Source organism: Sphingomonas sp. Tas61C01 (genome assembly GCF_052567495.1).
The window spans coordinates 2,027,890-2,047,533 of record NZ_CP199583.1 but is presented as its reverse complement, the minus strand read 5'-3'; the positions used below and the strand labels follow the sequence as shown (position 1 = coordinate 2,047,533).

Annotated in this window: 21 protein-coding genes; 14 read left to right on the top strand and 7 right to left on the bottom strand. The window is 67.7% G+C overall.

The window, feature by feature from the left end; translation table 11 throughout:
- Positions 1-16: 16 nt before the first annotated feature.
- The 4 genes from ACT009_RS09470 (at position 17) to ACT009_RS09455 (ending at position 3,445) form a co-directional block, all read left to right on the top strand.
- Positions 17-418 carry a DUF983 domain-containing protein gene (locus ACT009_RS09470; protein ID WP_445190849.1) on the top strand — a complete coding sequence of 134 codons (402 nt, stop codon included), beginning with the start codon at positions 17-19 and terminating at the stop codon, positions 416-418.
- Positions 415-1,008: an SURF1 family cytochrome oxidase biogenesis protein gene (locus ACT009_RS09465; RefSeq protein WP_445190848.1), complete on the top strand. Its 594-nt coding sequence runs from the start codon at positions 415-417 to the stop codon at positions 1,006-1,008. The genes ACT009_RS09470 and ACT009_RS09465 overlap by 4 nt, the downstream gene beginning before the upstream one ends.
- Before the next feature lie 179 nt (positions 1,009-1,187).
- Complete coding sequence (thrC, locus tag ACT009_RS09460; RefSeq protein ID WP_445190847.1) at positions 1,188-2,579, top strand: threonine synthase; 1,392 nt, start codon at positions 1,188-1,190, stop codon at positions 2,577-2,579.
- The gene (locus ACT009_RS09455; protein WP_445190846.1) at positions 2,576-3,445 is read left to right on the top strand and encodes a class I SAM-dependent methyltransferase; all 870 of its coding nucleotides are present in this window, start codon (positions 2,576-2,578) and stop codon (positions 3,443-3,445) included. Before thrC ends, ACT009_RS09455 begins: the two co-directional genes overlap by 4 nt.
- Here the strand turns inward: ACT009_RS09455 and ACT009_RS09450 are convergent.
- Genes ACT009_RS09450 through ACT009_RS09440 form a run of 3 tightly spaced genes read right to left on the bottom strand, consistent with a single transcriptional unit; the run spans position 3,442 to position 5,074 of the window.
- Positions 3,442-4,086 (bottom strand): heme exporter protein CcmB, encoded by a 645-nt coding sequence (locus ACT009_RS09450; RefSeq protein WP_445190845.1) that lies wholly within the window; start codon positions 4,084-4,086, stop codon positions 3,442-3,444. The two genes, ACT009_RS09455 and ACT009_RS09450, sit on opposite strands and share 4 nt — an antisense overlap.
- On the bottom strand, positions 4,083-4,664 hold the full coding sequence (ccmA, locus tag ACT009_RS09445) for a heme ABC exporter ATP-binding protein CcmA (RefSeq protein ID WP_445190844.1): 582 nt from the start codon (positions 4,662-4,664) through the stop codon (positions 4,083-4,085). The genes ACT009_RS09450 and ccmA overlap by 4 nt, the downstream gene beginning before the upstream one ends.
- On the bottom strand, positions 4,661-5,074 hold the full coding sequence (locus ACT009_RS09440) for a metallopeptidase family protein (protein WP_445190843.1): 414 nt from the start codon (positions 5,072-5,074) through the stop codon (positions 4,661-4,663). Before ACT009_RS09440 ends, ccmA begins: the two co-directional genes overlap by 4 nt.
- 49 nt (positions 5,075-5,123) lie before the next feature.
- Between ACT009_RS09440 and ACT009_RS09435 the strand changes: the two genes are divergently transcribed.
- Positions 5,124-5,417 (top strand): 4a-hydroxytetrahydrobiopterin dehydratase, encoded by a 294-nt coding sequence (locus ACT009_RS09435; RefSeq protein WP_375419968.1) that lies wholly within the window; start codon positions 5,124-5,126, stop codon positions 5,415-5,417.
- A gap of 161 nt (positions 5,418-5,578) precedes the next feature.
- On the opposite strand, the gene ctaD is transcribed toward ACT009_RS09435, so the two are convergent.
- Together ctaD and coxB are read right to left on the bottom strand one after the other, a co-directional pair.
- The gene (ctaD, locus tag ACT009_RS09430) at positions 5,579-7,240 is read right to left on the bottom strand and encodes a cytochrome c oxidase subunit I (RefSeq protein ID WP_445190842.1); all 1,662 of its coding nucleotides are present in this window, start codon (positions 7,238-7,240) and stop codon (positions 5,579-5,581) included.
- A gap of 3 nt (positions 7,241-7,243) precedes the next feature.
- The gene (coxB, locus tag ACT009_RS09425; protein WP_445190841.1) at positions 7,244-8,350 is read right to left on the bottom strand and encodes a cytochrome c oxidase subunit II; all 1,107 of its coding nucleotides are present in this window, start codon (positions 8,348-8,350) and stop codon (positions 7,244-7,246) included.
- A gap of 258 nt (positions 8,351-8,608) precedes the next feature.
- On the opposite strand from coxB, the gene pyrE reads away from it, so the two are divergent.
- From pyrE to ACT009_RS09400, 5 genes are all read left to right on the top strand, one after another.
- Positions 8,609-9,187 carry an orotate phosphoribosyltransferase gene (gene pyrE, locus ACT009_RS09420; RefSeq protein ID WP_445190840.1) on the top strand — a complete coding sequence of 193 codons (579 nt, stop codon included), beginning with the start codon at positions 8,609-8,611 and terminating at the stop codon, positions 9,185-9,187.
- Entirely contained in the window at positions 9,184-9,915 is a 732-nt protein-coding gene (locus ACT009_RS09415) for a pyridoxine 5'-phosphate synthase (RefSeq protein ID WP_445190839.1), read from the top strand. The genes pyrE and ACT009_RS09415 overlap by 4 nt, the downstream gene beginning before the upstream one ends.
- 315 nt (positions 9,916-10,230) lie before the next feature.
- Complete coding sequence (gene acpS, locus ACT009_RS09410) at positions 10,231-10,650, top strand: holo-ACP synthase (RefSeq protein WP_445190838.1); 420 nt, start codon at positions 10,231-10,233, stop codon at positions 10,648-10,650.
- A complete protein-coding gene (lepB, locus tag ACT009_RS09405) occupies positions 10,647-11,591 on the top strand; it encodes a signal peptidase I (protein ID WP_445190837.1) in 945 nt (314 codons plus the stop codon). The genes acpS and lepB overlap by 4 nt, the downstream gene beginning before the upstream one ends.
- A 1-nt stretch (position 11,592) precedes the next feature.
- Positions 11,593-12,678, top strand: coding sequence for an AI-2E family transporter (locus ACT009_RS09400; RefSeq protein ID WP_445190836.1), 1,086 nt, complete (start codon positions 11,593-11,595; stop codon positions 12,676-12,678).
- Here the strand turns inward: ACT009_RS09400 and ACT009_RS09395 are convergent.
- Entirely contained in the window at positions 12,652-13,701 is a 1,050-nt protein-coding gene (locus ACT009_RS09395; RefSeq protein WP_445190835.1) for a glycosyltransferase, read from the bottom strand. The two genes, ACT009_RS09400 and ACT009_RS09395, sit on opposite strands and share 27 nt — an antisense overlap.
- Before the next feature lie 114 nt (positions 13,702-13,815).
- Between ACT009_RS09395 and ACT009_RS09390 the strand changes: the two genes are divergently transcribed.
- The 3 genes from ACT009_RS09390 to ACT009_RS09380 are packed head-to-tail and all read left to right on the top strand — an operon-like array spanning position 13,816 to position 16,478.
- Positions 13,816-14,757: a hypothetical protein gene (locus ACT009_RS09390; protein WP_445190834.1), complete on the top strand. Its 942-nt coding sequence runs from the start codon at positions 13,816-13,818 to the stop codon at positions 14,755-14,757.
- Positions 14,754-15,272, top strand: coding sequence for a DUF2141 domain-containing protein (locus ACT009_RS09385; protein WP_445190833.1), 519 nt, complete (start codon positions 14,754-14,756; stop codon positions 15,270-15,272). The genes ACT009_RS09390 and ACT009_RS09385 overlap by 4 nt, the downstream gene beginning before the upstream one ends.
- 9 nt (positions 15,273-15,281) lie before the next feature.
- Positions 15,282-16,478, top strand: a complete 1,197-nt coding sequence (locus tag ACT009_RS09380; RefSeq protein WP_445190832.1) for a glycosyltransferase — start codon at positions 15,282-15,284, stop codon at positions 16,476-16,478.
- Here ACT009_RS09380 and ACT009_RS09375 read toward each other — a convergent pair whose 3' ends face one another.
- Positions 16,479-17,903: a hypothetical protein gene (locus ACT009_RS09375; protein ID WP_445190831.1), complete on the bottom strand. Its 1,425-nt coding sequence runs from the start codon at positions 17,901-17,903 to the stop codon at positions 16,479-16,481.
- A gap of 105 nt (positions 17,904-18,008) precedes the next feature.
- On the opposite strand from ACT009_RS09375, the gene ACT009_RS09370 reads away from it, so the two are divergent.
- Positions 18,009-19,625, top strand: a complete 1,617-nt coding sequence (locus ACT009_RS09370) for an alkaline phosphatase D family protein (RefSeq protein WP_445190830.1) — start codon at positions 18,009-18,011, stop codon at positions 19,623-19,625.
- The last annotated feature ends 19 nt before the right edge of the window (positions 19,626-19,644 follow it).

Genomic DNA, 19,644 nt, shown 5'->3' with positions numbered 1-19,644 from the left:
GGGGCGCAGGATCATCGTGGACGATCTTCCTGCGCCCGATCGCGGCGAACGCGACCGCCGGCCGACCATCGTCCAGGCCGGATTGAAGGGCCTCTGCCCGCGCTGCGGCGAACCGACCCTGTTCGCCGGCATGCTCCGCTTCGCCGACAGATGCAGCGCCTGTGGGCTCGACATCTCCTCCTTCAACGTCGGTGACGGCCCGGCCGCGTTCTTGACTCTGATCCTCGGCACGATCGTCGTGATCATGGCGATCACGGTGGAGCTGATGTTCAGTCCGCCCTTGTGGCTGCACATGCTGATCTGGATCCCGGTGACGCTGGCGGGGACGATCGGCACGCTGCGCCTGACCAAGGGCGCGCTGCTCGCCGCGGAATTCCGCAACGCCGCGCGCGAGGGCAAGATCGACACCCGTCCATGACCGTCCGTCGCGTGCCCGTGATCCCGACGATCGTGGTCGCGCTCGTGGTCGCGGCGATGATCGCGCTCGGGCTATGGCAGCTGCTCGATCGCCTGCCCAAGAAGGAGGCGTTCCTCGCGCAGCTGGCGGGCAATCCCGTCAAGCCCGCGGTCGCCTTTCCGATGTCGCCGGACGACCGGCTGCTGTTCCGCCGCTCCTTCGTCGATTGCCGCGACCCGCGCGACCAGCAGCTCGCCGGGGCGGGCGGTGCGGGCTACCGCGTGATCGTGCGCTGTGCGGATGGCGTGCCGGTGCAGCTCGGCACCACGCGCGACCCGAAGGCGACGGTCGCGTGGTCCGGCGGGCAGGTCGACGGCTATATCAGCCACGCTCCCGATTCCCGCGCTCTGATCGCGACGCTGTTCGATCATCGCCCGCAGGAGATGATGCTGATCGCCGCCGCGCCCCCCGCCGGCCTCGCCCCGAACCGCCCGCCCGATCTGTCGGCGATCCCCAACAGCCACCTGGCCTATGCCGGGCAGTGGTTCTTCTTCGCCGCGATCGCGAGCGTGATATACGTGCTGGCGCTCAGGCGGCGGAAGGGATCCTAACGCTCCGTCATCCCCGCGCAGGCGGGGATCCAGACCGGCAGGCCTCTCGCTTCGATCACTGACGCTCGCCAGTATGGATCCCCGCGTTCGCGAGGATGACGGAGCGACTGGGCAGGTTGGCTTCGCGCACCCACCCCACAGGTTGCCGCGTCCGGCCCGCGCCGCTAAGCCGCGCGGCCATGCGGTACATCAGCACGCGGGGCGCGGCCCCCATCCTCGACTTCCGCGGCGCGACACTCAACGGGCTCGCCGCCGATGGGGGCCTGTACCTGCCCGAAGCGTGGCCCACGCTGTCGCGCGAGGCGATCGCCGGCCTCGCGGGGCTTTCCTACGCCGATACCGCGGTCGAGATCATGCTGCCCTTCGTCGGCGACACGCTTACCCGCGCCGAGCTGAAGGCGCTGTGCGACACCGCCTATGGCCGCTTCTCACACGCCGCCGTGACGCCGCTGGTGCAGATCGACGAGGGCCAATGGCTGCTCGAGCTGTTCCATGGCCCGACGCTCGCGTTCAAGGACGTCGCGCTGCAGTTGCTCGGGCTGTTGTTCGAACGATTTCTAGCCGGCACCGACCAGCATCTGACCGTGATCGGCGCGACCTCGGGCGATACCGGGTCGGCGGCGATCGACGCGGTCGCGGGGCGAACCGGCGTCGACATCTTCATGCTCCACCCGGTCGGGCGGGTGTCCGACGTCCAGCGCCGCCAGATGACCACGGTGCTCGCGCCCAACGTCCACAACATCGCGATCGACGGCGATTTCGACACCGCGCAGGCGCTGGTGAAGGCGGTGTTCAACGATCCCGACCTTTCCGCCCGCTACGATCTGTCCGCGGTCAATTCGATCAACTGGGCGCGGCTGATGGCGCAGATCGTCTATTATTTCTACGCCGCGGTCCGGCTCGGCGCGCCCGATCGGCCGGTGGCGTTCTCGGTGCCGACCGGTAATTTCGGCGACATCTTCGCGGGTTACGTCGCGGCACAGATGGGCCTGCCGGTCGCGCGGCTGATCGTCGCGACCAATGTCAACGACATCCTCCACCGCGCGCTGACCGTGGGAGACTATTCGAAGGGTTTAGTCCAGCAGACCCCGACGCCGTCGATGGACATCCAGGTCAGTTCGAACTTCGAACGCCTGTTGTTCGATCTCGGCGGTCGCGACGGGATCGCGCTGTCGGCGCAGATGGCGGGCTTCGAATCCGCGGGTGCCATGCGCCTGACCAACGCCCAGTCGCAGGGCGCCGCGGCCTTGCTGTCCAGCGAGCGCGTCGATGTCGATTCGATGTCGATGGCGATGCGTTGGGCGTCGGAGAAGGCGGGGCAGATCATCGATCCCCACACTGCGATCGGGCTGGCGGCGGCGCAGCGCGCCGGGCTCGACGTGCCGGTCGTCACCCTCGCCACCGCGCACCCCGCCAAGTTCCGCGACGCGGTCGAGCGCGCGACCGGGGTCCGCCCCGAGCTGCCCGCCCGCGTCGGTGACCTGTTCGACCGCACCGAGCGCTACGTGACGCTGCCCGCGACCAAGGCCGCGATCGCCGCCTATCTCGACGGGCATGCGGTACGGACATGACGCTGGTCACGATGATCGGCGAGCCCTGGGCCGATTACGGGCTGGTCGATAGCGGCCATGGCCGCAAGCTGGAGCGCTATGGCCGCTTCCGCTTCATCCGCCCCGAGCCGCAGGCGATGTGGGCGCCGCACCGTGACGACTGGCGGGCGCAGGGGGAATTCGTGCCCGGCTCGGACGAGGATGGCGGCGGGCAGTGGCGCTTCGCCGAACCGGTGCCGCGCGACGGCTGGCCGCTCGAATGGAACGAGGTCCGGTTCGGTGCGCAGACGACACCGTTCCGCCATCTCGGCTTCTTCCCCGACATGGCACCGGTCTGGACCTGGATGCGCGAACGGCTCCACGGGCTAAACACCCCCGACTGCATGAACCTGTTCGGCTATACCGGGGTCGGCACGCTGGCCCTGGCGAGCCGCGGCGCGAAGATGGTGCATGTCGATGCATCGAAGAAGTCCGTCGAGGCGGCTCGTGCCAATGCCGTGCTGTCGGGGATGGGCGCGGCGCCGGTGCGCTGGATCGTCGACGACGCCGCCAAGTTCGTCGCGCGCGAGGTTCGCCGCGGCCGACGCTATGACGGGATCCTGCTCGATCCGCCCAAATACGGACGGGGGCCGGAGGGCGAGGTGTGGCGGCTCGAGGAGGATCTGCCGCAATTGGTTGCCGACTGCCGCAAGCTGCTGGATGCCGAGTCGCGCTTCCTGTTCCTCACCGTCTACGCGGTGCGAATGTCGGCGCTGGCGATCGGCGAATTGCTGCGCCAGCTGTTCGCGGACCTGCCCGGGACCGTCGAGGCGGGAGAACTCGGCGTGCGTGAAGAGGCGAGGGGGTTGGTGCTGCCGACAGCGATCTGGGCGCGCTGGAGCCGCTAGTCCATGCCGGCGCGGATCGCGGCGGCAGCCACGAACGGTGCGCCCGCGGTGAGCAGCAGGGACACTGCCGCGAGCAGCTTCAAGGCGCCCGCGCCGCTGTCGATCGATCCGGCGCCGAAGATCAGCAGCGGCAGCGCGAGGGGTAGCATCACCAGCCCCGCCACCGCGCCCGCACCGCGCAGGCCGGCGGTCAGCGCCGCGGTCGTGACCGCCAGCGCGGCAAGGCCGGGCGTGCCGAGCAGCAGCCCCAGTTCGACGATCGCGAGCGTCGCCGAGGACAGGTCGAACAGCCCCCCCACCACCACCGCCGCGAGCATCAGCGGCGGGGAGAAGGCGAGCCAGTGCGCGAGAATCTTCGCCGCGGCGACGAGCGCCATCGACGCGCCGCGCACCGCGAGTTGATCGAGCACGCCGGCCTCGAGATCGGGCGCGATCAACCGCTCGACGGGCAGTAGCGCCGCGAGTAGCGCCGCCGCCCAGATCACGCCGCCGCCGATCCGCGCGAGCAGCGCGAGGTCGGGGCCGACCGCGAAGGGGAACAGCGTCGCGACCAGCAGGAAGAACGCGATCGGCCACCACAGGCCGCCGCTGCGCCAGGCCCGGCGCAGGTCGCGGGCGACGAGGCTGGCGACGAGGCTCATGCCGCGCCCAGTCGGATCGGCAGCGCGTCGGGTAGGTCGATCGGCAGGTGGGTCGCGATCAGCACGGTGCCGCCGCGCGCGCGGTGATCGGCGACGATTCTGCCGAGCGCGTCGACCGCCTGCGCGTCGAGGCCGTTGGCGGGTTCGTCGAGCAGCCACAGCTTGGCGCCCGACGCGATCACCCGTGCGATCCCGGCGCGGCGGCGCTGGCCGGTCGAGAGCAGCCGGACGGGCACCTCGGCAAGGGCTGCGAGGTCCATCGCTGCAAGCGCCACGCTTGCCTGGGCGGCGTCGTCTCGGTCCAGTCGTACCCAGAACCGCAGCGCTGCCGCCAGGGTGAGGTCTGCGTCGAGCGCGGCGACCTCGCCGAGCAGCGCGGGTGCGCCGCTCCGCGTCACCACGCCTGCCGCCGGGCGCAGCAGCCCTGCGGCGAGGCGGATCAGCGTCGACTTGCCCGCACCGTTGGCGCCGGTCACCAGCGCCGCGTCACCCGGGGCGAGCGTGAAGGACAGGTCCTCGAACAGCAGCGCGTCGCGGCGGATCGCCGACACCCGGTCGAACGCCAGGACCGCGGTCACGCGTCGGTCACCAGATCCTCGAGGGCGTGCATGTCGTCGTCGCTCAGGCCGAAATGATGGCCGATCTCGTGGATCGTGACGTGCGCGACGAGATCGTCGAGCCGGACGTCGGTTTCGATCCATTCGTCGAGGATCGCACGCCGGTAGAGGTGGATGCGATCGGGTAGGCTGCCCGATTCGGTCGAGGATTTCTGCCCCACCGGATTGCCGTGGTAGAGGCCGGTAAGGTCGAGCGGGTGTTCGATGCCGAGATTGGCGAGGACATGATCCTCGGCGACCTCCTCAATGATCAGCACGATATCGGTGAGGTGCGAGGCGAAGGGTTCGGGCAGCGCCGCGATCGTCGCGCGCGCGATCGCCTCGATCGCCGCCGCGTCCGGCGCGGTTCCGATTGCCCCTTGCCCGTCCATGGCCTGAGCCATAGTCGGTCGCGGACACACGCGGCAAGGAGCGGCACGCATGATCGAGGCGCTGAACGAGACCGAACGCGCCGAGGCGCTCGATGGCCTGCCGGATTGGGACTATGACGAGGCGCGTGACGCGATCACCCGCGCGCTGGTGTTCGCCGACTTCGTCGAGGCGTTCGGCTTCATGACCCAGGTCGCGTTGATGGCCGAGAAGGCGGATCACCACCCCGAGTGGAAGAACGTCTATAACCGCGTCGACATCCTGCTGACGACGCACGACGCCGGTGGCCTGTCGCCGCGCGACATCGAGATGGCCGAGGCGATCGACGCGCTCGTCGACGATTGAGGTGCGCGGGCTCCTGCGCACGCAGGAGCCAGGGTTATCGGCGTCATCGATCTTGGCTCTGGGTTCCTGCTTGCGCAGGAACACGGCATTACAATCACACCCGAACCAAAAACGCCCCGACTTTCGTCGAGGCGTTTCGTGGTTGGCGTCGGTGACCTGCCTCAGTCGATCTTCGGCAGCGTCTCGAACTGGTGGTAGGGCGGGGGGCTCGACAGCGTCCATTCGAGCGTCGTCGCGCCTTCGCCATAGGGGTTGTCGCCTGCCGGCTTGCCCGCTGCCAGCGACCAGATGACGTTCACGAAGAACACCACCATGCTCGCCGCCATGATCTCGTAGCCATGGCTCGCCAGCGCATTCCAGTGCGCGAAGGCGTCGGGATAGTCGGGGTAACGCCGCGGCATGCCCTGCAGGCCCAGGAAGTGCATCGGGAAGAACAGGATGTTCACGCCGACGAAGAAGGTCCAGAAATGTATCTGGCCGAGCAGCTCGTTGTACATCTTGCCCGACATCTTCGGGAACCAATAGTAGAAGCCGGCGAACAGCGAGAACACCGCGCCGAGCGACAGAACGTAGTGGAAATGCGCCACCACGTAGTAGGTGTCGTGCATGTAGTCGTCGATGCCGCCATTGGCGAGCACCACGCCGGTCACGCCGCCGACCGTGAACATGAAGATGAACCCGATCGCCCATACCATCGGCGTGCGGAACGACAGCGAGCCGCCCCACATCGTCGCGATCCAGGAGAAGATCTTGATGCCGGTCGGCACCGCGATCACCATCGTTGCGGCGGTGAAGTACATCTTCACGTTCACGCTGAGGCCGGTGGCGAACATGTGGTGCGCCCACACCACGAAGCCGACGACGCCGATCGCGACCATGGCATAGGCCATGCCGAGATAGCCGAACACGGGCTTGCGGCTGAACGTCGCGATGATCTGGCTGACGATGCCGAAGCCCGGCAGGATCATGATGTAGACTTCGGGATGGCCGAAGAACCAGAACAGATGCTGGTAGAGGATCGGATCGCCACCGCCCGCGGGATCGAAGAAGGTCGTCCCGAAATTACGGTCGGTGAGCAGCATGGTGATCGCCGCGGCGAGCACGGGGAGCGCCAGCAGCAGCAGGAACGCGGTGACCAGCACCGACCAGACGAACAGCGGCATCTTGTGCAGCGTCATGCCCGGCGCGCGCATGTTGAAGATGGTGGTGATGAAGTTGATCGCGCCGAGGATCGACGAGGCGCCCGCCAGATGGAGCGACAGGATCGCCATGTCGGTCGACGGCCCCGGCTCGCCATAGGTAGAGAGCGGTGCGTAGAGCGTCCAGCCATTGCCGGCGCCGCCGAAGAAGGGCGAGGCGAGCAGCAGGGTGAAGGCGGGAACCAGCAGCCAGAAGCTGACATTGTTCATCCGCGGGAACGCCATGTCGGGCGCACCGATCATGATGGGCACGAACCAGTTGCCGAAGCCGCCGATCATCGCCGGCATGACCATGAAGAACACCATGATCAGGCCGTGTGCGGTGATGAGCACGTTCCACAGATGCAGCGACTGATCGAGGCTCGCCTCGCCGCCGTGCATGAACGCCGCCCAGCCCTGCAGATACTGGATGCCGGGATGCGCGAGTTCGGCGCGCATCAGGCCCGAGATCGCACCGCCTATTATTCCCGCCACGATGGCGAAGATCAGGTAGAGCGTGCCGATGTCCTTGTGGTTGGTCGACATGAACCAACGCGCGAAGAAGCCGGGCTTGTGATCGGCGTCGTGATGCGCGTGGTCGGCATGCGCCTGGAACGCGGACGGATGGAGGGCGGTATCGGTCATGGCTTACTGTCCGGCGTTGCCGGTGCCGCCGGGGTTACCGGTTGCACCTTGCGTGATGGTGGGGGCGGCGACCGTCGCGTTCTCGGTCGCGCCGGTCGCGGCGGAAGCTTCCTTCGCCGCGTCCTGCTTGGCGGCGGAGCCGTCGGCGCCCGGCTGCGGGATGACGTTGGGCGACGCCTTGCCCGGGGTCGGCATGGTGCCGCCCTTGGACTTGATCCACGCGGCGAACTGCGCCGGGGGAACCGCCTCGACCGCGATCGGCATAAAGGCGTGGCGGGTGCCGCACAGTTCCGAACACTGGCCGAAATACACGCCCGGCTTGTCGATCGTGAAGCTGGTCTCGTTCAACCGGCCGGGGACCGCGTCGAGCTTGATCCAGAAGGCAGGGACCGCCCAGCTGTGGATCACGTCTTGCGCGGTGGTGATCAGGCGGATCGGCACGCCGACCGGCAGCACGATGCGGTTGTCGGCGGCGAGCAGGCGGGGGCCGTCGGCATCGGTGCGGTAGCGTTCGCCGCGTCCGACATCGCCCTGTTCCTTCAGCATGTTGGCGGTGATCTCGATCCCGCCATTGTCGGGATATTGATACGACCAATACCATTGGTTGCCGATCGCCTTCAGCGTGACGGCGCCGGCGGGAGCGGGCTTGAACTGCGCTTGGAGCAAACCGATCGAGGGGATCGCGATCAGCACCAGGATGACGACCGGCGCGAGCGTCCAGATCACTTCGATCACGGTGTTGTGGCTGGTCTTCGACGGCACCGGATTGGCCGAGCGGCGGAACCGCAGCGCGACGTAGATCAGCAGGCCGAGGACGAGCAGGCAGATCAGCGTGATCAGCGGCACCAGCACGATATCGTGCATCCACTGCGCGAATTCGCCGTTGCGGGTCACCTGCGGCTGAATGCCGTATTGGCCGTCGGTCGGCTGGCCGATGCTGGCGATCGGAGCAGTCGGCGCGTCGTTGACCGCCTTGGCCGGGACCGACGCATTCGCGGTGCCGGGCGCGGAGGCGGGATCGGCGGCCGCGGCCGCGCTGTTCTGCACCGGCGCGGTCTGGGCATTGCCGGCGACGCTGCCAAGGCCGGCAAGCGCGAGGCCGGCGGCCATCGCGATACCCTTAACCGCGCTCTTCGACCTAATCATGCGCATGCGTGTCGTGACCCCAGTTCAGATGTGCGTACCTATCGTTCGATAGGCCCATCGTGGCGCGTGCAGCGCCCCTTTTGCCCATGGCCTATACGCTTGGCTTTCCACGGTCTCAAGCGCCTGTCTGGATGAATTTGTCTGGATGAATTTCGCAACCGCTGCTTGGCGCCGCCGGACGCTTCTCCTATCAGGCGGCTCCCCGCTGGCGAAGAGGTTCGCATGACCGACGACGACGTGCTTGCCGAGTTCCGCGCCGCCGATGCGCTGCTCGAAGGTCACTTCGTGCTGTCGTCGGGGCTGCGCAGCTCGCGCTACCTTCAATGCGCCCGCGTCCTGATGGATCCGGCGCGGGGCGCGCGGCTGGCGCAGGCGCTGGTGGCGCAGCTGCCCGCCGAGGTAAAGTCGGTGGTGTCGGCGGTGGTGTCGCCGGCGATGGGTGGCGTCATCGCGGGGCACGAGATGGCCCGCGCGCTCGGAGTCGAGGCGATGTTCCTCGAACGCCCCGACGGTGTGTTCGGCCTGCGTCGCGGGTTCCGGCTCGAGCCCGGGCAGCGCGTGCTGATGATGGAGGACGTCGTCACCACCGGGCTGTCGTCGCGCGAGGCGATCGCCGCGATCGCGGTGGCGGGCGGGGTCACGGTCGCCGCGGCGGCGCTGGTCGATCGATCCAACGGCACCGCGGACCTAGGCGTACCGTTCTTCCCGCTGGTGCGGCTCGACGTACCGACCTACGCCCCCGAGGCGCTGCCGCCCGAACTCGCGGCGATCCCCGCGATCAAGCCGGGCAGTCGGGCGTGACCGATCACCTGCGGCTAGGCGTCAATATCGATCACGTGGCGACCGTCCGCAACGCGCGCGGCGCCGGCTATCCCGACCCGGTCCGCGCGGCGCTGGTCGCGGCGGCGGCGGGCGCGGACGGCATCACCGCGCATCTGCGCGAGGACCGGCGGCACATTACCGACGACGATATCGCGCGGCTGTCGGCCGAGCTGACCGTCCCGCTCAACCTGGAGATGGCGGCGACCGACGAGATGCTGGCGATCGCGCTCCGTCATCGTCCGCACGCGGCGTGCATCGTTCCCGAAAAGCGCGAGGAGATCACCACCGAAGGCGGGCTCGACGCAGCGGGGCTGCACAACCGCCTGGCGCCGCTGGTCGGCGAGCTGAAGGCGGCACACATCCGCGTCTCGCTGTTCATCGAACCCGATGCGCGGCAGATCGAGGCGGCGATCCGCCTCGGCGCCCCGGTGGTCGAGCTCCATACCGGGCGCTATGCCGAGCTGGACGGCGCGCCGCGCGCCGACGAGTTGCGCCGGCTGGCCGATGCCGCGGCGCTGGCGGCGAAGAACGGCATCGAGGTGCATGCCGGGCATGGGCTGACCTACGACAATGTCGGGCCGATCGCGGCGATCCCGCAGGTACGCGAACTCAACATCGGGCATTTTTTGGTGGGGGAGGCGCTGTTCGTCGGCTTCGACGGCGCGGTCCGCCAGATGCGCGACGCGATGGATGCCGCGCGTGGGTGAAGCCCGTTATTCCTCCCCGGTACGGGGAGGGGGACCGCCGCGTAGCGGTGGTGGAGGGAGAGCGGCTGCGATCGCTACCGTCGACAGAAGGTTTGTTCACGCGGAGACGCGGAGACGCGGAGAAGAAAATGAAAGAAGGATGATGCGCTGCGCGCGGGCTTCGGTCGGCGCCGATGGCAACCACATTCCTCCTTCTTCTCCGCGTCTCCGCGCCTCCGCGCGAATCAATCTTCTTCTTCTGGCGTCACCCGTAGAGGCACGCTTCCTCCACCACCGCTACGCGGCGGTTCTCCTCCCCGTGCCGAGGAGGAGCGGGTGATCGTCGGGCTTGGGTCGGATCTGTGCAACATCGAGCGGATCGAGCGGTCGCTCGCGCGGTTCGGCGGGCGGTTCGAGGCGCGCGTCTTTACCGATGTCGAGCGCGCCAAGGCGGCGCGGCGGCCGTTCACCAAGGCCGGCACGCTCGCCAAGCGCTTCGCCGCCAAGGAGGCCTTTTCCAAGGCGGTCGGAACCGGGTTTCGCGCCGGCGTGTTCATGAAGGACATCGGCGTCGTCAACGCCGCCAGCGGCGCCCCGACACTGGCGCTGACCGGCGGCGCAAAGGCAAGGCTTGACGCGCTGATACCGCAAGGCCACGGCGCCCGCGTGCATCTGACCATGACCGACGATCATCCCTGGGCGCAGGCTTTCGTGATCATCGAGGCGGTTCCTCTCGCAACGGGTGCGAACGAATGAAGGAAGCGGTCTTGGACGGCAATCAGACGCCCGATCAACAGGCGGGTACGGCAGCGCCCGAGGCGAAGCGGAGCGGCACCGACTGGTGGGGCGAGATCAAGGGCATCTTCTGGCTGGTCCTGATCGTGCTCGGTTTCCACAGCTTCATCGCCAAGCCGTTCTACATCCCGTCCGAATCGATGCTGCCCGGCCTGCGCATCGGCGATCGGCTGGTGGTGTCGAAGTTCGCCTATGGGTGGTCGTTCGTATCGCCGACGATCCCCAATCCCGTCGCGATCTTCGAGGGAGCGGTGCTGCGCAAGCCGACCGAGAGCTGGAGCGTCGGTTTGCCGTTCATCAAAGGGAGGCTACTGGGCAGCCTACCGACCCGCGGCGATGTCGTCATCGTTACCCCGCCGGGGACCCGCAACGATTATATCAAGCGCGTGATCGGGCTGCCGGGCGATCGGCTCGCGGTGAAGGGCGGGGTGGTGTATTTGAACGGCGTCGCGGTGAAGCGCGGGCCGCTCCACTACACCGACATCCCGGTCGACGCGAACAGCCCGTGCTCGACGATCGAATATCCCGGCGCCCGCCTGCCGCAGCGTGACGGGTCCGAGATATGCCATCTGCCGACGATCACCGAAACGCTGCCGAACGGGCGGCATTACGACACGATCGACCTGGAGCCGGACAGCGAGGGTGACAATTATCCCGAGCGGGTGATCCCGGCCGACCACGTGTTCCTGATGGGCGACAATCGCGACCGCTCGGCCGACAGCCGCTTCCGGCTCGATCAGCTCGGTCTCGGCGGCCCGGTGCCGTACGAGAATCTCGGCGGACGGGCCGAGTTCGTGACCTTCTCGCTCGACGGCGACGCGACGCTCAATCCGCTGACGTGGTGGCCGTCGCTGCGGTCGGGACGCGCGGGCACGTCGCTGCATCCGGCGGGAGGACACTGAGATGAGCGACGGCGTGCAGACGGTGCAGGAACCGAGCCCGAACGAACTACGCGATCCACTGGTCCGGACCGAACTGAAGCGCGCGTCGGTGTGGCTGGGGCTTGCCTGCGCGATCGCGCTGGCGGTGCTGCTGGTCCAGCCGTTGCTGATCATCTTCGCGGGGCTGGTATTCGCGTCGATGCTCGACGGCGGCGTACGCCTGCTCGGCAAGGTGCTGCCGATCGGGCGCGGGTGGCGGCTGCTGATCGTCGTGTTGCTGGTGGTGCTGTTCCTGGTCGGGACCTTCTACCTCACCGGCGTCCAGCTGGTCGCGCAGTTCACCCAGCTGCAATCGACGCTGGTCGCGCAGTTCAACACCTTTACCGACTGGCTGTCGTCGAAGGGCGTGATGCCCGGCCAGTCCGACGTCAACGGCATCCTGCGCCAGGCGCTGGGATCGGTCGGGCGGCTCACCTCCTGGGTGGGGACCGCGATAGGCGCGCTGACCAGCCTGTTCATGATCCTGGTGATCGGGCTGTTCGTGGCGATGGAGCCGCGGCTCTACGGGCGCGGGCTCGAATGGATGGTGCCGACCGCCAACCGCCGCGAATTCGCGCTGGTGCTCGATCGCATGGGGCAGACGCTGCGCCGGCTGCTCGCGGGGCGGCTGCTGGGGATGGCGTTCGAGGGCGTGCTGACCTTCATCATCCTCGAAGTGTTCGGGGTGCCGATGGCGCTGGTGCTCGGGATCATCGCTGCGATCCTCGCCTTCATCCCCAATGTCGGCGCGTTCGTCACCGGCGTACTGATGACCGCGGTCGGGTTCAGCGCCGGAGTCGATACCGGGCTCGCGGCGCTCGCCACCTATGTGGTGGTGCAGACCTTCGACGGCTATGTCGTCATCCCGATGGTCGCCAAGCGCACCGTCGATCTGCCACCGGCGCTGACGCTCGGTGCGCAGATCCTGGCGAGCGCGCTGTTCGGGATCATGGGCCTGGCGCTCGCCGACCCGATGACCGCGCTGATCAAGGTGGCGCTTGAACGCAGTTCCGAACGCGAGGCCAAGCGCAAGGACGACGGCTCAGACGAGCCGGTCGAACAGGTCTAGGTAGCGCGCGGCGGCATCGGCGCCCGGTGGCGGCACCGGGGCGGGGCGCGGCGCATCGAGCCAGTGTAGCAGCGCTGCCGCCAGCGCCTGCGGATCGTCGCGAGGCACGATGCTGCCGAGCGTGGGTGCGGCGACGATCTCCGAGATCGAGACGCTCGAGTCCGTGGCGACCACCGGCGTGCCGACCGACAGCGCCTCGCGCAACACGCCCGGCACGCCTTCATAATCGGAGGTCAGCGCAACGACCGCCGCCTGCCTCATCGCGGGCAGGGGATTGGCGGCGTGACCGGGCAGGATGACCCTGCCAACCATCCCCGATGTAGCGATCTGCCGTTCGAGCACCGGACGCAGATCGCCCTCGCCGAAGATCGCGAGCGACACGTCGGCGGGCAGCGACGGCATCGCCGCGATCAACCGGTCCCAGCGCTTCTGCGGGACGAGCCGCCCCACGCCGAGGACCCACCTGCCCTCGACTAGCGGAGCACCGGCCATCGCGGCCAGCGTCGCGACCGGCGGGTTGGCGATCACGCTCGTCCGCCCGATCATCCCCATCGCGCGCGCCGCCGCCGCCGCGGTTGCCGGCGTCATCGCGACGAGGTGATCGAGGAAGCGGTGATGCCGGGCGAGCCACAGCCGGTTGGCATAGGCGCCCGCCGCCCCGAGATCGGCGCGATCGGGGGCATTCGACATCTTGGCGACGATCGGCGGCGCGGCGCGGCCGAGCCGAAGCCCAATCCAGGCAGCGACAAGGGTATAATGGTTGCCGGGGCAGAAGACGACGTCGGGGCGTTCGGCGCGAACGATCGCCGGAAGCTTCGTCAGCGCGCGATACGCGGCGCTTCCGAGTTCGATCGTCGCCAGCCCGTCGGGGAGCGGCGGCGCCCCCGCCCCGCGGTCACCGAGCACCAGGGTCACCCGGCGGCCGGCCTTGATCCAGCCCGATGCCAGCCGCAACATCGCGCGTTCCACCCCGCCGCCGTCCGCGAGCGATTGCGCATAGGTCAGGATATGGCCGGCCGGCATCGTGCCGCGGCCTTGGCACGGCGGGAACAAAGGTGATAGCCGCTGCGTCGATACGGGCTCGCACGGGCGGGCGCGAAGCGCTAAGAAGCGCGCATTCCTCGTTCGGGCGTCCGGGTGCAGATCGACCACATCAATCAGCGTCCGGTCGTCGAGATCCTGCAGCCCGCTCCGGAGCTTGCGGGGCTCGAACCGCTGAAGACGATCCGCAGCCGCTGGCCTGCGATCATCGGCGCCATTGTCACGATCGCGATGCTCGTCGGGCTCGGGCGCGACCTGTTCGGCGCGGGGCTGGCGGGGCTCGGGCGGGCGGTGCCGCGCAACCCGGCCTTCTATGTCGCCTTCGCGGCGCTCTACATCACCCCGCCGCTGGTCGACTACGTCATCTTCCGGCGGCTGTGGAACATCCCGCTGGCGGGGTTCGTCGCGCTGATCAAGAAGCGCATCGCGAACGACGTGGTGATGGGCTATTCTGGCGAGACTTATTTCTACGCCTGGGCGCGCGCCCGCGCGCACCTCGTCGCAGCGCCGTTCGGCGCGGTGAAGGACGTCTCGATCCTCTCGGCGATCGCGGGCAATACGATCACGCTGGCGATGATCGCCATCGCGCTCCCAGTCGTCCGCGGGCTGATCCCGGCGGAAATGATGCGCTATGTCTACGGATCGCTGCTGGTGATCGTGGCGACCTCGCTGCCGTTCTTCGTGTTTTCCAAACGCGTCTTCTCCCTCGCCCGCGAGACCTTGTGGTGGGTGTTTTCGATGCAGTGCCTGCGCATCGTCGCAGGCGCGCTGCTGCTCGCGCTGGCGTGGCATTTCGCGCTGCCGGGGGTGTCGATCGGACTGTGGATGTTCCTGACCGCGGGGCGGTTGCTGTTCTCGCGTTTGCCGATGCTGCCCAACAAGGACCTACTTTTCGCCAATTTTGCGATCCTGTTCATCGGCCAGGATCAGGCGCTGTCGGGGTTGATCGCGTTTACCGCCGCCGCCGTGCTGCTGGTCCACGCCGCCTTCATCGTCGCCTTCGGCCTGCAAGGGCTGCTGATCAGGGACAAAAAATGAAGCGCTTCGTCATCGCCGTCGCACCGATCGCCTTCGCCGTGGCGATGCCAGCGCATGCACAGACGATCGGCGGCGACGCCGGTGCCTGCGCGGCGGGTGGTGGCCCCGCGATCCTGGCGAACCTCGGCGGGTTGAAGGACCGCAACGGCACGCTGAAGCTCGAGCTGTATCCCGCCAACGACGCGGATTTCCTCGCCGACGACACCAAGCTGATCGCGGCGGGCAAGGTGTTCCGCCGCATTCGTTTGCAGATTCCCGCCTCGGGCCCGATCGAGATCTGCATGCGGGTGCCGCGGCCCGGCCGCTACGCGCTGCTCGCGGTCCATGATCGCGACGGCAAGAACAAGTTCAACTTCTTCAGCGACGGCGCCGGCTTCCCGAGCAACGCCAAGCTGGGCATGAGCCGTCCCAAACTGGCACAGGCGTTGATCGACGTCGGGCCCGGTGTCGTCAGCACCGCGATCCGGCTGCAATATCTCCGCGGGATCAGCGGCTTCGGTCCGTTGAAGAACTGATCCGCCGCGGTGCGGATCGTCGACGTCAATGAATTCTACTCTCCCACCGGCGGCGGCGTCCGCACCTATTGCGATCGCAAGATGGCGATCCTGGCGGAGATGGGCCACGAGCTGATCGTCGTCGCGCCGGGCACCGAAAACCGCGTCGAGGAACGCGCCGGCGGCGGCAGCGTCGTCTATGTCCGCTCACCGAAGATGCCGTTCGATGCCAATTACGGCGTGTTCTGGGACGAGGCCGCGATCCACGCGGTGCTCGACCGCTACGATCCCGACGTGATCGAGAACTGCTCGCCGTGGCGCGCAGCGTGGTTCGTGCTCGGCTGGCGCGGGCGCGCGATCCGATCCTTCTTCATGCACAACGATAACATGGAGGCGTATCCGAAGCGCTGGCTGGGGCGCTTCGCCTCGGCCGAGCGGATCGAGCATGCGTTCGCGTGGTACGATCGCTACACCGATCGCTTCCTGCGCCGCTACGACACCGTGGTGACGAACGGTCCGGCGACCACGGCGCGGATGCTGGCACGCGGGGTGCGGGTCGACGCGACGATGACGCTGGGGATCGAGCGGCGCTATTTCTCGCCGACCCTGCGCAACGAAGCGCTGCGGATTGCGCTGCTGGAGCAATGCGGGTTGCCGCCGTCAGGCCATCTGCTGCTCGGCATCGGGCGCCACCATGCCGAGAAGCGCTGGCCGCTGGTGATCGACGCGGTACTGCGCGCAGGCACGACGCTGCCGGTCGGGCTGGTCATCCTGGGACAGGGCATGGACAGCAAGTCGCTCGAGCGCCGCATCGCCGACAGTCCGCATATCCGGCTGTTCCGCCCGGTGTACGATCGCGAGCGGCTTGCCGAGATCATGGCGAGCGTCGATGCCTTCATCCACGGCAACGATACCGAGACGTTCGGGCTGGTCGGTTACGAAGCGCTGGCGTGCGGCGCGCCGCTGATCGTGCCCGACGCAGGCGGCATGGCGGCGCTGGCGGGCGCCGACTATTCCGAGACTTATGGCGGCGGCGACGCGCACGACTGCGCCGAAGCGATCCTGCGCCTGTTCGCGCGCGACCGGGCGTGCGTGCGCCGGGCGGCGGTGGAGGCGGCGGGGAAGGTTCGCAGCGACGTCGATCATGCGGCGCTGCTGGTGAGTCATTATGCAGGTGTTATCGCGGCGAAGAGCGCGCGAGAAAAAGGTCGGGCTGAGCGGCTGTAGCTATCGGCGGGCGTACACGGAGATGGTCTCGTTACCGAGCCTCACCCTTGCGCGCGTCCTGAAATGTTGGGTGATCTCGCTCATAACAAGCGCGCGTATGTCGGTGCGTTCGCCCCGATATGGGGGCCGCATCACCACGATAGCAGGTCCGGCCGCGAGGATGCGCCTCACTTCGCCGGCTTGATCGACGCCGATCGCCCCATTTTCGCGCTGCCGTCCAAGATGACTGGGGAACACATAGTGCGACAGCATGCATCGTCCCGTCGCGGCGTAGAGCATCGTCGAGCCTGAATAGACGTAGAGGCATCCCGACCCGCGGCCGATCGCCCCGGCAAGTGCGGCGAATTGACGCGGGGTGCCGCGATTCGCTCGGTTGATGAGCGTCGTGATCAGCCCTGCAACCGCGATGGTCGTCAAAATCGCCAGCGACTGTCGGCGCAGCTGGGGCGTGCCGAGAAATCCTGCGGCACACGCGCAGCCTGGCACCAGCACCGGCAGCCCGTAATGATCGAAGTAGGATCCGAACACTGCAAGTCCAGCCAACGCGGCCCCGAGCCAAAGGCCCAGGAACAGGCGCGCGAAACGATCGCCGCCGCAAGATCGTCCGCGACTACCGGCCGCCATGGCGATCAGGGGCGAAAGAATGAGCATCAAGGTGGCGGCATTGCCAAGCGTTTCCGTCAGCGGATCGGGATTGCGTGCGAGGATCGAGGTAAAGTTGGCAAAGATGAACGCGTCGGATTGCCCGGCTGACGCATAGAAGGCCCAAGCCGCTGCGGTCGGGATCAATGCCACCGCCACCATCGCCGCGCCGTATGCAACCAGCGCCAACGTCGATCTCGCCAGCCGCCAGTCCATCGCGAGCAGCCAAAGCCCGAAGTATAACCCTTCGAATACGACCGAGTATTTGATCTGCAGCGCGACCCCGACGAGCATCATTGCTGCCACACCGCGGAGCCGGCGACGTCGTCCATCAGCGTCAATGATCAGCAAGCCAGCGGCGGCCATAGCCAAGTTGAAGAACACGGGAGCCTGTCCGCCGACGCCTCCCAATGTGCTCAGCCACAAAAGGTAGGATGTGGCCCCTGCGGTGCCGCCAACGCGCCAACCGGCTCGGTCCGCCAGTCGCGCGATGATCCAAGCAGTGCCTACAGCGCTTGCAAAGGCGATCGCCTGATAGCCATAGATCGCCCATGGCAGCGGCAGTGCTGCCGCTGGCAAGTAGATCAGGAACAAGCCTATCGGCTTGCGATCCCAGATGTCTACGAACGGCAAGGCGCCATGCGACATCGCCCGCGCGACCACGAGGTAGAACTCTTCATCGACATGCACGATCGGATTGCCGATCGTCAGACCGCGCGCCAAGATGGCGACGAGGATAAGAACGCCCAGCCGTCTCCAGCCGCTATTGTTCGACGTTTGCATAGGCGCGACTTATAAACGGCTGGCGAGTGAGGCGATATGGTTGCGATTGTCACGGATAGATAACAATCCGCGCCCAAGCATGCGTCGACCTCCAGGAGCCCGACCATGATCATCGACCGTCGCTCGTTCGTCGCCACCGGCGTTCTCGGCTATGGCGCCTTCTCGATCCCCGGGTTTGCGAGCGCCGCGATCGTTTCCGATCTGCGCGGCTTCACGCATTCGGTGGCGAGCGGGGAGCCGGGGTCAGATTCGGTGCTGTTGTGGACGCGCTACGTGCCGGCGGGCGGTGGCGAGGCGACGCTGCGGGTCGAGCTGTCCGAGACCGCGGACTTCGCGCGGATCGCAGGCGGCGGCGTGCAGCAGACCGGGCCGTGGCGCGATCACACCGCCAAGGTGACCGTCGGCGGGCTGCGCGGGGGGCGGGACTATCACTATCGCTTCGTCGCCCCCGATGGCAGCTTCTCGCCGGTCGGGCGTACCCGGACGCTGCCCGACGACGCCAAGGCATGGCGGGCGGCGGTCTTCTCCTGCTCCAATCTCGGCTTCGGGATGTTCAACGCCTATGCGCATGCCGCGGCGCGCGACGATTTCGACTGCGCGATCCACCTCGGCGATTATCTTTACGAATATGGTCCGGGCAAATATCCGCTCGCCAAGGACGCGATGGCGGCCCGCGAGCCGCTGCCGGCGCACGAGATCGTCGCGCTCGCCGACTACCGGCTGCGTTATGCCAGCTACCGCGCCGATCCCGACCTGCAGGCGCTGCATCGCCGGCTGCCGATGATCGTGCAGTGGGACGATCACGAGAGTGCCAACGATTCCTGGGAAGGCGGCGCCGAGAACCATGATCCGGCGACCGAAGGATCGTGGAATGCGCGGCGCGATGCGGCTATGCAGGCGTATCGCGAATGGATGCCGGTCTCCGACGAACCGTGGAAGGCCTACGACATCGGCCGGCTCGCGACGCTGTTCCGCACCGAGACTCGTCTGCTCGGCCGTACCCGGCAACCCGACATCGCGCCGCTGTTCAAGCAGGCCGATCCCGCCGCGGCGCTGAAGGCGTTCCACGACGGCGCCTGGATGGATCCGAGCGCGACGATGATGGGGACGCAGCAGGAGGCGTGGCTTGCCCAGACGATGCGGGCGTCGGTGAAGGGTGGGCGCGCGTGGCAGGTGATCGGCTTCGGCACGATCATGGGCGACACGAAGATGCCTGCCGATGCGGCGACGTGGCTCGGCGGATCGAGCGACCGTGCGCGCGACTATATCGAGAGCGGGATCGCGGCGGCGAAGGTCGGACTGCCGTTCGCCTACGACAATTGGGGCGGCTACCCCGCCGCGCGGGCGCGGTTCCTGCGATCGGCGCAGGCGGTCGGCGGCAGCACGGTCGTGATCTCCGGCGACAGCCACAATGCCTGGGCTTATGACCTGGCTCAGGACGGCAAGCCCGCCGCGGTCGAATTTGCGGGGCAGGGCGTCACCTCGCCCGGTTACGAGGCGGGGGTCAGCGCCGATCCGAAGACCGTCGCCGCGTCGCTGGTCCGCGCGAATGCGGAGCTCAAATGGTGCGACACTTCGCGCCGTGGCTACATGGCGCTGACGATCGCGGCCGATCGGGTGACCAACGACTGGATCATGCTGGACACGATCAAGCAGCGAAACCTGGGCGTGACGATCGGCCATCGGGCGACGGTGATGCGGGGGCGGAACGTGATGGTTTAGGTGAGAAAAGTCGAGCGGC